Source organism: Eubacterium sp. AF22-8LB (genome assembly GCF_003458715.1).
Lineage (GTDB): Bacteria > Bacillota_I > Bacilli_A > Erysipelotrichales > Erysipelotrichaceae > Holdemanella.
In genome coordinates this window covers 98,184-111,385 of record NZ_QRVI01000005.1, presented here as the reverse complement: position 1 = coordinate 111,385, position 13,202 = coordinate 98,184, and the positions used below count along the sequence as shown (strand labels likewise).

Annotated in this window: 13 protein-coding genes; 10 read left to right on the top strand and 3 right to left on the bottom strand. The window is 34.2% G+C overall.

Features of this window, described 5'->3' with window-relative positions; genetic code table 11:
* Positions 1-66: 66 nt before the first annotated feature.
* Both DWY01_RS03260 and DWY01_RS03255 read right to left on the bottom strand, forming a co-directional pair.
* Positions 67-711 carry a GTP pyrophosphokinase family protein gene (locus DWY01_RS03260; RefSeq protein WP_117993067.1) on the bottom strand — a complete coding sequence of 215 codons (645 nt, stop codon included), beginning with the start codon at positions 709-711 and terminating at the stop codon, positions 67-69.
* 2 nt (positions 712-713) lie between these two features.
* A complete protein-coding gene (locus DWY01_RS03255; protein WP_117993064.1) occupies positions 714-1,301 on the bottom strand; it encodes a DUF4230 domain-containing protein in 588 nt (195 codons plus the stop codon).
* A 136-nt stretch (positions 1,302-1,437) separates the two neighbouring features.
* On the opposite strand from DWY01_RS03255, the gene rsmG reads away from it, so the two are divergent.
* The 4 genes from rsmG to glmS all read left to right on the top strand — a co-directional run bounded on the left by rsmG (position 1,438) and on the right by glmS (position 5,842).
* Positions 1,438-2,139 (top strand): 16S rRNA (guanine(527)-N(7))-methyltransferase RsmG, encoded by a 702-nt coding sequence (gene rsmG / locus DWY01_RS03250; RefSeq protein WP_117993062.1) that lies wholly within the window; start codon positions 1,438-1,440, stop codon positions 2,137-2,139.
* A gap of 2 nt (positions 2,140-2,141) precedes the next feature.
* Positions 2,142-2,918 carry a ParA family protein gene (locus DWY01_RS03245; protein WP_117993059.1) on the top strand — a complete coding sequence of 259 codons (777 nt, stop codon included), beginning with the start codon at positions 2,142-2,144 and terminating at the stop codon, positions 2,916-2,918.
* Between the two features lie 3 nt (positions 2,919-2,921).
* On the top strand, positions 2,922-3,800 hold the full coding sequence (locus tag DWY01_RS03240; RefSeq protein ID WP_117993057.1) for a ParB/RepB/Spo0J family partition protein: 879 nt from the start codon (positions 2,922-2,924) through the stop codon (positions 3,798-3,800).
* 236 nt (positions 3,801-4,036) lie between these two features.
* On the top strand, positions 4,037-5,842 hold the full coding sequence (glmS, locus tag DWY01_RS03235) for a glutamine--fructose-6-phosphate transaminase (isomerizing) (RefSeq protein WP_117993054.1): 1,806 nt from the start codon (positions 4,037-4,039) through the stop codon (positions 5,840-5,842).
* Here glmS and DWY01_RS03230 read toward each other — a convergent pair whose 3' ends face one another.
* Positions 5,843-6,364, bottom strand: a complete 522-nt coding sequence (locus DWY01_RS03230) for a DUF5662 family protein (RefSeq protein ID WP_117993052.1) — start codon at positions 6,362-6,364, stop codon at positions 5,843-5,845. It abuts the gene before it with no gap.
* 780 nt (positions 6,365-7,144) lie between these two features.
* Between DWY01_RS03230 and DWY01_RS03220 the strand changes: the two genes are divergently transcribed.
* The 6 genes from DWY01_RS03220 to DWY01_RS03195 all read left to right on the top strand — a co-directional run bounded on the left by DWY01_RS03220 (position 7,145) and on the right by DWY01_RS03195 (position 13,159).
* The gene (locus DWY01_RS03220; RefSeq protein ID WP_117993047.1) at positions 7,145-8,857 is read left to right on the top strand and encodes an ABC transporter substrate-binding protein; all 1,713 of its coding nucleotides are present in this window, start codon (positions 7,145-7,147) and stop codon (positions 8,855-8,857) included.
* Between the two features lie 181 nt (positions 8,858-9,038).
* Positions 9,039-10,022: an ABC transporter permease gene (locus tag DWY01_RS03215; protein WP_117924511.1), complete on the top strand. Its 984-nt coding sequence runs from the start codon at positions 9,039-9,041 to the stop codon at positions 10,020-10,022.
* A 13-nt stretch (positions 10,023-10,035) separates the two neighbouring features.
* Positions 10,036-10,947 carry an oligopeptide ABC transporter permease gene (gene opp4C / locus DWY01_RS03210; protein WP_117993044.1) on the top strand — a complete coding sequence of 304 codons (912 nt, stop codon included), beginning with the start codon at positions 10,036-10,038 and terminating at the stop codon, positions 10,945-10,947.
* A 15-nt stretch (positions 10,948-10,962) separates the two neighbouring features.
* A complete protein-coding gene (locus tag DWY01_RS03205) occupies positions 10,963-11,982 on the top strand; it encodes an ABC transporter ATP-binding protein (protein WP_117993041.1) in 1,020 nt (339 codons plus the stop codon).
* A 2-nt stretch (positions 11,983-11,984) separates the two neighbouring features.
* A complete protein-coding gene (locus DWY01_RS03200; RefSeq protein ID WP_117571433.1) occupies positions 11,985-12,968 on the top strand; it encodes an ABC transporter ATP-binding protein in 984 nt (327 codons plus the stop codon).
* Positions 12,968-13,159 (top strand): hypothetical protein, encoded by a 192-nt coding sequence (locus tag DWY01_RS03195; RefSeq protein ID WP_003865735.1) that lies wholly within the window; start codon positions 12,968-12,970, stop codon positions 13,157-13,159. Before DWY01_RS03200 ends, DWY01_RS03195 begins: the two co-directional genes overlap by 1 nt.
* The last annotated feature ends 43 nt before the right edge of the window (positions 13,160-13,202 follow it).

Sequence of the window (13,202 nt, the reverse complement as noted above, 5' to 3'; positions counted from 1 at the left end):
AGATATTCTATCAGATTTTAAAAAGACTGTCGACAGTCACTTTGTCAACAGTCTGAGACGGGAAAATTAATTTCCCGTCTTTATTTCTTCCATTTTGTCATCTAATACTTTACATATCTTTGCACATTCTAATAATTCTTTATCAATTTCATCTAATCTATCCTTAGATAGATTTTTCTTGTAGCGAATTTTATGCTCTAGACTCGCCCAAAAATCCATCGCAATGGTTCTAAATTGTACCTCTACTTTGACCCATTTTTTTTCATCTGATAAAAAGATTGGTATTTCAATAATAAGATGAAGACTACGATATCCATTTTCTTTTGGATTCTTAATATAATCCTTTTTTTCTATCAAACGAACATCATCTTGGTTGAGAAAGGAATTGGCTAAAGAATAGATATCTTCAGTAAAAGAACATACTATACGAACACCAGCAATATCGAATAGATTGTTTTCGATATTAGGAATTGTTAGTGGAAGATTCTTTTTTTGAAGCTTCTTTAAGATACTCGATTGTGATTTAATTCGTGTATGAATTGACTCAATGGGATTACGATCATAAAATAAGGAAAATTGTTCATTAAGAACTTTAAATTTTGTTTCTACTTCCATAAGAGCACAATTATAATATGTCATCATTTGACGATAGGGTAATGTGCTTTCTTCTACAAAATCTGTAAAAGCATCAACTAATTTTAAATTTGCCATAACTACTCCTTAAAGGATACTTCAATAGTATACTCGTCTGTATCTGGAATAATGGAAATAATATCCTTAACACTTTTCTTAGTATTTTCTTGAGCTGTTTTCATTAATCCTTTTTTCTTGGCTTCAGATAAAGCTGTTTCTTTTTGCTCTACCGCGAATTTTTTATAATCATTGACACTAATTGGATTAAATATGTTTTTTGTTTCATCATAGACTTCAATACTTGATTCATCAATTGAATTAGAAATAACGGTAGGTTTGTCTACTGTGACGTAGATTGTAGAATCTTTAATATCTACTTTTGCCTTTGACAAATCTGTACCAAGTTGAATTTCTCCTTCAAATGTTAAAATGAAATTTTTATTTGTTAAAGGAATCGACCATCCATTTAATGAAAGTGAATTTTCGAATTTTCCTACTTTTGCATAATGATATTTTGTGGTTACTAAATCACTCGCTTGTTCGATTCTATTCTGAATTAATGTCGATGTGATTTCTGGTTCTGTTTGTTTATTCGCAAAGAACATACCGCCTACAAAGGCAATTAAGATAAAGACAACAATAAATAAAACTTTCTTTAAATTTTTCATAAGTTACCTCCTTGTTAAAATTGTATCATAAATGAATAAAATAAATAAACTGACATACATAATGTCAAATTATTGCGTATAGTAAAAATACGAGTGGATCGAATATATGATATAATGGATATCGTGGAGGGTTTTCATGACTAAAATAGAATTTCAAAAGGCTTGTTTAGAAGCTGGTATCCAATTAAATGAAGAACAAATGAATCAATTTGTAAAATATATGCAACTTCTTGTTGAATGGAATGAGAAGATGAATTTAACTGCAATTACGCAGGAAGAAGAAGTGTGGGAGAAACATTTTTATGATTCTATCATGCCTTTTTCAAATATTGATTTTGAAACAATGTGCGATATTGGATCAGGTGCCGGTTTTCCGGGAATTCCTGTAAAGATTGCGTTTCCACATGTTCATATGACTTTGGTGGAGCCTTTACAAAAGCGCTGTCGTTTTCTAAATGAAGTGAAAACTCAATTGAATTTAAGCAATTTAGATATTTTGAATGTGCGAGCAGAGGATTTGGCAAAAGAAAAGCGTGAATGCTTTGAAGTTGTGAGTGCGCGTGCCGTTGCAAAATTATCGATTTTATTAGAACTTTGCGTGCCACTTGTGAAAATGAATCATACTATGGTAGCACTAAAAGGAAAAAATGGGCATGAGGAGCTTTTAAACGCACAAAAAGCCATTGATATATTGGGTGTTGAATTAATAGATGAAGAGAAATTCATGATTGAGGAAGATGCAACACGCATTAATTTATATTTTAAAAAAGTAAAACATACGCCTAATAAATATCCAAGAGCGTATGGTCAAATCAAGAAAAAGCCTTTGGAGGGTTGAATATGGGAAAAGTAATAGCAATTTCGAATCAAAAAGGTGGTGTCGGTAAAACGACTACATCTATAAATTTAGCAAGTGGACTTGCACATGTAGGTAAAAAAGTATTATTGATTGATTTTGATTCACAGGGAAATGCTTCACAGGGTTTAAATGCGAATCAGAATAATTCTCAAGCAACAATTCATTCTGTTTTAATGGAAGGTGTTCCGATTCAGCAAGCAATCGTTCCTAAAATGAATCCAAGAATCGATATTGTTCCTGCAAATATCAATTTAGCAGGTGCCGATTTGGATATGGATAAAATGGAAGCAGGAAAAGAAGAATTGTTAAAAAAGGCAATTGCGCCAATTCGTGATCAATACGATTATATTATTATTGATTGTCCACCATCACTTGGATTATTAAATACGAATGCACTAACAGCAGCAGATAGTATTCTAATTCCTGTACAATGTGAATATTATGCATTGGAAGGAGTAACTCAGTTATTGATTACAATTCGTTTAGTACAAAGAACAAGTAACCGTAATCTTAAAATTGAGGGTATCCTTTTGACTATGTTTGATATTCGTACAAGATTGAGTGTTGAAGTGTCCCAAGATGTTCGTCAGACTTTTGGAAAGCTTGTTTATCAGAATTCTATTCCAAGAAACGTAAAATTGTCGGAAGCACCTAGCCGCGGCTTATCTATTTTTGAGTATGATCCTAAAAGTACAGGAGCTAAGGCATATGCTGGTTTAACGGAAGAAGTATTAAAGCGCAACTCAAAGGAGGCGTAGTTTATGGAAAACAAAAACAATGCTCGATTAGGAAAGGGCTTATCTAGCATTTTTGGACAGGATGTTTCTAAAGTATTAGATGATATTCAGAATGGAGATATGGAAGTCGAGAGCCAGGAACAATCAAAGATTCCTGTCGATGAAATTCGTCCCAATCCATATCAGCCACGTAAAGTGTTTGATGAGGATGCTCTAAAAGAATTAAGTTCATCAATCAAGCAGCATGGAGTATTTACGCCAATTCTAGTTAAAAAGAGCATTCAAGGATATGATTTGATTGCCGGTGAAAGAAGACTTCGAGCTTCAAAATTAGCTGGATTAAAGGATATCCCAGCCATCATTGTTGATTTCGATGATCAGGAAATGATGGAAATTGCGTTGTTAGAAAATATTCAACGTGAAGATTTAAATGTAATCGAAGAGGCGAAGGCCTATGAAAAATTGATTCAGAGATTAAACTATACACAAGAGCAATTGGCTCATCGCGTAGGAAAATCACGTGAACATATTACGAATTTACTGCGTTTATTAAAACTTCCAGAAGATGTTCAAGAATATGTTGTAAATAAGCAATTGAGTATGGGGCATGTCCGTGCCTTATTAGGATTAAAAACGGAAGCAGGTATGCGTAAAGTCGCAAAGCAGGCTATAGACCAAGGGTTATCTGTACGTAAAGTTGAACAGATTGTTAAGGATATCAACAACAAGAAAACGGTTGAAAAACCAAAAGAAGATATTTATGTAAAAGCCGCAAAAGAAAAGTTGCAGGAATATTTTCAAACATCGGTATCTATCAGTAAAAATTCCATTTCAATTCATTATGAAAACAAAGAAGACTTAAATCGGGTATTAGAATTATTGAATCTAGTCGAAGAAGAGTAAGTCTTCTTTTTTGACAAATGTATCATTTTTTGTATAATATTCATTATTCATGGAGTTGTAGTAAAAAAATAGCGCCAGGACTAGTGATTAGTTGACGAGGACCAGACTTATCGAAAAATTCGGCGGGTAGTCTGGAGGTTGATACAACCTTTAACGATGGACAAAAACAATGTGTGAATGTTGAACAAAGCCATTTGGTATCCTCCATGATAATAATAAATAGGAGGATTTTTATAATGTGTGGAATCACAGCGTACGCAGGTAAAGAGAGTGCTTTACCATTTTTATTGCAGGGGTTGGAAAAACTCGAGTATAGAGGATATGACTCTGCAGGAGTTACTTTAGTTTCAAGACATCATTTAGAAACGTATAAGGCAAAAGGACGTCTAACGAATTTAAAAGAATTGTTGACCGAAAAAGAGCATTCTGAACATACAGGGATCGGTCATACTCGTTGGGCTACTCATGGCGTCCCAAGTAATATGAATTCACATCCACATACAAATGAGAGTAATACGATTTCAATTGTGCATAATGGAATTATTGAAAACTATGCATCTATAAAAGAATGCTTATTAGAGCAAGGATACTCATTTCAATCACAGACAGATAGTGAAGTTATTGTTCATATGCTAGATTACTATTATCAAGGGGATATTATGTACGCATTAAAAAAATGTGTACAATATCTTCAAGGAAGTTTTGCGTTATGCGTAGTTTGTACAGACTATCCAGATTGTGTTTTTGTAGCTAAAAAAGAAAGTCCAATGATTGTTGGAAAGACAGCTACAGCTGCATTTTGTGCCAGTGATATTCCAGCTGTTTTGGATTATACAAAAGATATTTGTGCTTTAGAAGATGGGCAGATGGCGGTTTTGAAACCTGGAAACATTGAGGTTTATGATTTTTTTGGAGATCCAGTACATATGCAATGGATACACATTTCATATGATGCATGTGCAGCTCAAAAAGGTGGATATGATACTTTTATGCAGAAGGAAATGCATGAACAGCCATATGTAATAAAAGAAACATTGCGTGCTCATATTGAAAATAACTTGGCAATGCCAGAATTAGATGGTTTAGACGTTTCAAATGTCAATCAAATCTATTTTGTGGCTTGTGGAACCGCATATCACGCTAGTTTATATGCACAATATATACTTCGTACTTGGGTTGATCTTCCAATTCACTGCATAAGTGCAAGTGAATTCAGATATGGAAATTACCGCATAAACGAAAAAACATTATGTATTTTTGTTTCTCAGTCTGGTGAAACAGCAGACACACTTGCGGCTTTAAAATTATCCAAGGAAGAAGGTGCACAAACATTATCAATTACGAATGTGTTAGGTTCTAGTTTAGCTCGTTTATCTGATTTTGTGTTGTATACTTGTGCAGGTCCAGAAATTGCGGTCGCAAGTACAAAAGCTTATACAACACAGCTTGTATTATTGATGTGTTTATGTTTGAAATTAACTTCATTATTTAATGGTAATGTAGAGAATAAGAAATATATGATTACTCAGTTGAAGGAAATGCCAAAAGTGGTAGAAGAAATGCTTCAACAAGAAGATCAGATGGCAAAATTTGCGAAATTATTAACGAATCAAAAGGATGCTTATTTTATCGGCAGACAATTGGATTATTTAAGTGTTCTTGAAGGTGCGTTAAAGCTAAAAGAAGTGTCTTATGTACATGCGGATGCTTATATGGCTGGAGAATTAAAACATGGCCCTATCGCATTGATTGAAAAAGATACAGTTGTGATTGCGCTTGCCACACAGCCTAGTGTTGCACAAAAAACAATTTCGAATATTTTAGAGACAGTAGCTCGTGGAGCTAAGGTTATATTAATTGCTTCACAAAACCAAAACGTGGAAGGATTTGAATATGTAATTCGTATTCCTGATGTGGATCCAATGCTAAGTTGTATTCCAGCAACTGTATTGTTACAGGAATTTGCTTATTATGTCGCAAAAGAAAAAGGCTGCGATGTAGATAAACCTCGTAACCTTGCGAAAAGTGTAACTGTAGAATAATTATTCTTTAATCTCAGTGACAATATAATGAATGGTCTGATCAAGACCATTTTCAGATAAATACTTTAATAAATGATGGATGAGGGCGTCTGTTTCAGGATGAATCAGAATTTTACCTCGTCCATTTTCATAATATTCAAGTGCGCTTGAATCCGTGTATTTGTCTTTTTGGTAAATCATACTGGCTGCGACTCTATCGCAAAACATTTCAATGACGTAATTTATAGGCATTTTACATGCATATATACCATCTTTTCCAAAATCAAGCCAGTATTCCCAATGATGTTTATTTCTACCTTTGTGGTGCAACCATCCTAGAGAATAGCCTTTTTCTTCTTTTTCAGCATCAATTGGAGAACGGAATCCTTGATAATAATGAAAACCTGTTTTTAATTCAACATAGGAATACTTGCTTAAATCATGAAGAATTCCTTGTTTATATAAATGACACCGAAAACATAGGTATGTCACTTTTATTTTATGCCTGTTGATTGTATGTAAATGAGATAATGCTTTGTTCATAGATTCACTTCTTTCTTGGCTATTTTACCATACGAAACGAAAGAAAACCATTCTAGTGTTGGCATCTAGAATGGCTTCTTTTTTTGTTTATTATTTTTAGGAGAGAGATATGAATATTGGTTTATTTTCTATATTCATTGCCTTATCTCTAAGGCACTTATAGAATACCATTCCATGTTGTCATAAGTTTAGTATAACTTTGGTAAATATTGTGAAATCAGATTGAATTATGTGAAATTAACAAATAGTATCATTTGATAAAAAAATTTACAATATATGTAAAAATAGTTCGGAGTTGATATCATGCCTAGACCTGGAATGAACAATATTCAGATCAACATTGCTATTCCTGGTGAATGTAAAAATATGTGTTGAAGAAATTGAAACTCAAGAAGAATATGATGCATATGTAAAACTACATACAGATTTTGTTCAAGGATATGACTATAGTCGTCCATGCAAAATTGAAAATCTAAAACAAAGCATTCATAATTTATTTTAAACAATGCAACAAGGCTCAATAGTTTGAGCCTTTTTTCATTATTTTCACAAAAATACAGTATTCATGGACAAATGTTTAAAATAATGGCACGAAAATATCAATGTAAGCGAATTCAATGAAAATGCATGATTTAAAGACAAAATTACGTGTTTAGTTCATGAAAAATATACATTCATGTAAAATTGCATGTAAATTATTTTCTTAAACCCTTGAAAACAACTTTCTAATATAGTATAATTTCATCACACATAGTGAGCAAACTATAGGAGGAAAGAGAAATGAACAAACAAAGAATTGTTGCTGGTTTAGCATCTGTAGCAATGGCTTCTACTTTAGTAGCATGTTCAGGCGGATCTAACAGTGACGCAAAAACATTAACAGTATCTGTAAACCAAAGTTTAACTGGACAGTTTACACCTCAATATGCATCAAGTGCTTATGATCAATATGTAGTAAACTTATGCTACGAACCAATGTTAAAGTACAATGCTGATAACGAATTGGAGCCAGTATTGGCTAAAGATTTACCAGAAGTAAGTGAAGATGGTTTAACATTAACTTACAAATTGGAAAAAGGACACAAATTCAGTGATGGAACTGAAGTAACTGCAAAAGACGTTAAATTTACATTCGCAACATTAGCTGACCCAAGCTATGCTGGTCCTAATGGTGGTGGATTGGAAAACCTAGTAGGATATAAAGAATATAATAGCGGAGCTGCTAAAGAATTAACTGGTATTGAAACTCCAGATGATTACACAGTAGTATTCCACTTAGTATCACCTCAAATCGATGCAGTCTCAACATTTGGTGCAATGGGAATCACTAGTGCAGATCACTACTCAAAATACAAACAAGGTAAAGTAAGTGTTGTAGAAAAGAACCAAGAAGAAACTTGTGGTTCTGGTGCTTACCAATTAAAGAAATATGACAAAGCAAGTGGAGCTTCATTTGTTCGTAATGAAGAATTCAAACCAGAAAAAGGACAATACCAAGTAGATCAAATCATTATTAAGAAAACAGATGTAACTACAGAAGTTTCTGAATTGAAAAAAGGAACAGTTGATTTAATTCCAGATGTAATTGAAACAAATAAAGTAAGTGAAGCGAGTCAAGATAAAAACATGGCATTCAACGACTATACTCGTAGTGCTATTGGTTTTGTAGCTATGAACGCTAACAATGGAGCTACAGCTGACAAAGCTGTACGTCAAGCATTGATGTATGCGACAGATCGTCAAGGATTCTGTGATTCTTACTTCGGATGGGATAAAAAAGCAAGTGACGAAGTTAAAAAAGTTAAAGGTGGATATGTACCAGCTGCATACTGGAATCCAGCATCAGAAAGTCTTGGTGCCGTTGTTCGTAACGAAGAAACAATTGATGGATTAAATACTTATGCATTTGACATGGATAAAGCTAACCAAGTATTAGATGAAGCTGGTTGGGTAAAAGGTTCTGATGGAATCCGTGAAAAAGATGGACAAAAACTAGAAATCAAATTCTTATGTTCAGAAGGTAACTCAGTACTTGATACTTTAATTCCTATGGTTAAGAAAACTTGGGGAGATTTAGGTGTTGACTTAAAACAAACTACAGTTGACTTCTCTACATTATTAAGTAATATTCAAGATACTAGTCACGATAGTGAATGGAATATGTGTTTCTTAGCTACTTCATTTACAAGTAACCAAGATACTTCAGCTAATGATTCATATACAAATATTCCAGCTAACATGGCTGTAAATAACTACTCTCGTATCAATGATCAAGCATTGGTTGATCAATTGACAAAAGCTCGTACTGATTCTGATGAAAAACAATCAAAAGCTGATTATGTTGAAGCTATGAAGATGGCTGCTGATGATGCAGGATACATGTCAGTTTACTCAGGTATGCAATTCAACCTTTACAATAAGAAAGTTGACTTGACTGGAACAGGAACATTACGTAACTGGTCTCAATCAATGGATACAATTACTGTAAAATAAATTTAAAAATTGCACAAAGATGTGTTAAAATAGTGGATGTTAAAGGACAAATGTTCATTAACAGAAACGTGGCAACGTTAAATAGTCTGCATGAAAAACTCGTGGATTGTTTATAAAATTAAGGGCAAGCCGTATTGACTTGCTCTTATATGCATTTAGTGGATAGAAAGGATCGATAACTATGCTAAAGTATGTATTTAAAAGAATTTTAGCGATGATTCCTGTCCTTTTCATCATTTCAATCGTTATTTTCGGTACTGTAAAGGCGATGCCAGGTGATGAGGTAACAGCTTATTTTGGAGCCGGTTCAAAGGTTACACAAGAACAACGTGATCACGTTCGTGAGTTGTTAGGATTGGATAAATCGTTACCTGAACAATATGTACGTTGGGTTGGACGTATGTGTACAGGAGATTTAGGATCAAGTATTACCCTTAAAAAGCCAGTTGGAACAATTATTGGTGACTATGTATGGAATACATTCTATTTGAATGTTGTATCATTAATTGTGGCTTTGATTTTTGCCATTCCAGTTGGAATAAAACAGGCAGTAAAGAAAGGTACAGTGTTTGATAACTTCTGGACTGTATTCTCATTGTTAGGAATAAGTGTTCCAACATTCTTCTTTGCCTTAGTATTAATTTTCTTCGTTGGTTTGCAGATTCCAGGTATGCCTATCAACGGAATGCGTGACACAATGCTATCAAGCTTTGGTTACTCAAGTATTTTCCAAGAAATTGGAGATATCGCATTACACTCAATTTTACCTGTAATCGTATTGGCGTTTAGTTCATTTGCGTCATTCTCACGTTATGTACGTAACTCTATGGTTGAAGTTATCAACATGGATTATGTTCGTACAGCACGTTCAAAGGGTCTTAAAGAAAAGACTGTTATCTACAAACATGCATTTAAAAATGCTCAAATTCCTTTAGTAACATTATTAGGATTATACATTCCATCATTATTCTCAGGAGCCGTAATCTTGGAATCTGTATTTATCTGGCCAGGAATTGGAAAAGTGTTAATTGATGCGATCAACCAACGTGATAACTCTTTAGTTATGGCTTGTTTGATGTTTAGTGCCTTATTGATGTTGTTAGGTAACTTATTGTCTGACATTTGTTATACATTAGTTGACCCACGTATCAAGGTAGATGAATAGGAGGGAACTATAGATGGCTAAAAAAGATGCTGTAGTATTAGAATCTGGCGAAAAAATCGAATCTATAGGTCCTTGGACCATAGCATGGCGTAAGTTCAAACAAAACCGTGTTGCCATGGCTGGTTTGATTATTTTTGTATTAATTGTTGTTGCTGTTATTGTTATACCACCAATGCTTGGATATAGCGTTAATGACTATGATTTATCAAATCCTAACTTAGCTCCAGGTGGAGAACACTTATTAGGTACAGATAAACAAGGTCGTGACTGCTTATTCCGTTTATTCTTAGGTGGACGTATCTCTATCATGGTTGGTATTATTGCTGCTGTTATTACTGTCATCTTAGGATGTACAATTGGTGGTATCTCAGGTTACTATGGTGGAAAATTGGATAACGTATTAATGCGTTTTGCAGAAATCGTTTATTCATTACCATTTACACCAATGATTATTGCGGTTGCCTCAACTATGTTGTGGGTTCCACAAAGCCAAAAAATGTATACTGTATCATTATTAATTGGTTTACTATCATGGCCAGGACTAGCACGTTTAGTTCGTGGACAGATTTTGACTTTGCGTGAACAAGAATTTATGCAAGCTTGTGAAGCTTTGGGTATTTCAGATTTCTCAAAAATCTTTAAACACTTACTTCCAAACGTTATTTCATTAGTAATCGTAAATGCTACACTACAAATGGCAAGTGCTATCTTAACTGAGGCTGGTTTATCATTCTTAGGTATGGGTGTGACTGCACCAACTCCTTCTTGGGGTAACTTAATGAACTTAGCACGTGATTCTTACGTGTTCCAAAACTATCCTTGGGAATGGATGCCTGCAGGTTTAATGTGTTTATTAACAGTAATCTCTATCAACTTGATTGGTGAAGGATTGCGTGATGCATTCGACCCTAAGGAATTACAGTAGTAAGGAGGATACACAATGTCTGTAAATAAAAAAGTAATTAAAGTGGAAGACCTTCGTGTATACTTCCATACAAAAAAAGGTGATTCAAAAGCAGTTGATGGAAACCACTTTACAATGTATGAAAATGAAACACTTGCAATCGTAGGTGAATCAGGCTGTGGTAAATCAGTAACTGCCATGTCTATTTTAGGCTTAGTAAGTGAACCAGGAGAAATTATGCCTGGATCAAAAATCGTATATATGGGAAATGTAGATCGTGATGAAGAAGGCTTGAACTTAGCAACAGCTACAGATGAACAAATTCGTCACATTCGTGGTAACGAAATTTCTATGATTTTCCAGGAACCAATGTCAAGTTTGAACCCAGTTATTACAGTTGGTGATCAAATTATGGAAAACATTTTGACTCACGAAGAAGTTTCTAAAGAAGAAGCAAAACAACGTGCAATCGATTTGTTGGCAGAAGTTGGTATTTCTCGTCCAGAAAAAGTTGTTGATAACTATCCATTCCAATTGTCAGGTGGTATGTGTCAGCGTGTTATGATTGCGATGGCTTTATCTTGTCATCCAAAATTATTGATTGCCGATGAACCGACAACAGCTCTAGATGTTACAATTCAGGCTCAAATTTTATCTTTGATGAATAAATTAAAAAATGAAACAGGTACATCTATAATGTTGATTACACACGACTTAGGTGTAGTTGCTCAGGTTGCTGATAACGTTAACGTTATGTATGCAGGTAAAGTTGTTGAAACAGCTCCAGTAGAAGAATTGTTCAGCAACCCTAAACACCCATATACAATTGGATTAATGAACTCAATGCCTTCATTAGCTGAAGAAGGAAAACGTTTAAATACAATTGAAGGTAGTGTACCTAACCCATTGTATTTACCAGAAGGATGTTACTTTGCAGATCGTTGTCCATTTGTAAGCGAACGTTGTAAACAAGGTCAACCAACAGATACAAAAGTTAAATCACGTCACCATGTATGGTGCTTCAAAGTTGAAGAAGAAATGAAACAGGAGGGATAGTCATGGCAGAAAAAAGAAAAATTCTTGAAGTAAAACATTTAAAAAAATACTTCCCTCTAAAAAAAGGTAAATTTAAAGAAGGCGACCCATGTGTTAAAGCCGTAGATGATATTACTTTCGATTTATATGAAGGTGAAACATTAGGACTAGTAGGTGAATCTGGATGTGGTAAATCTACATTAGGTCGTACAATCATTCGTCTTTATGAACCAACTAGTGGAGAAGTAATCTTCGAAGGTGAAGATGTCGCAAAAAAATCTCGTAAAGAAATGCGTGCTTTACGTGAAGAAATGCAATTTATCTTCCAGGATCCATATTCATCATTGAATCCTCGTATGACTGTATTCAATATTTTGGCTGAACCATTGATTGCTCACGGAAAATTCAAACGTGGTCCAGAACTAGATGCATATGTTAAAAACCTAATGGACCGTTGTGGTTTGCCAAGCTACTATTGCTATCGTTATCCTCACCAATTCTCAGGTGGACAAAGACAACGTATTGGTATCGCACGTTCTTTGGCATTAGATCCAAGCTTCATTATTTGTGATGAGCCAGTAAGTGCATTGGATGTTTCTATTCAGTCACAGATCATCAACTTAATGAAAGATATGCAAGAAGAAAAGAACATTTCTTATATCTTCATTTCACATGACTTGTCAGTTGTTAAACACATTTCTGACCGTGTAGGTGTAATGTATTTAGGTAGTATGATGGAACTTGCAGATAAGAATGAAATTTATTCTAACCCTCAACATCCTTATACAAGAGCGTTGATTGGTGCAATTCCTTTACCAGATCCTACAAAACGTAAAGAAATGCAAGTTATTCAAGGTGAAATTCCAAGTAACGTAAATATTCCTAAGGGATGTAAATTTAACCCTCGTTGTCCATTTGCGAAAGATATCTGTCGTGAACAAGAACCAGCAACAAAAGAGGTTAAACCAAATCACTTCGTTAAGTGTCACTTTGGAGGTGAATTCTAGTGTCTAAGCGCCCATCAATGCGTGAGATGTTAGAAAAAAAAGACAAACAAAAAGGTAAAGAGGATCGTCTTGAAAAGGGTGATTTTCTTGCCTTGTTAATAGCTGCTAGTAGTACATTCTGGCCAATATTATTAGGTGCGATTGTCATTTTAGCTTTATTAATATTTGGATGGAATGCCATCTTTGCATAATATGAGAAGCTTTATGCTTCTCTGTTTTTTTTAGGAGAAAAAA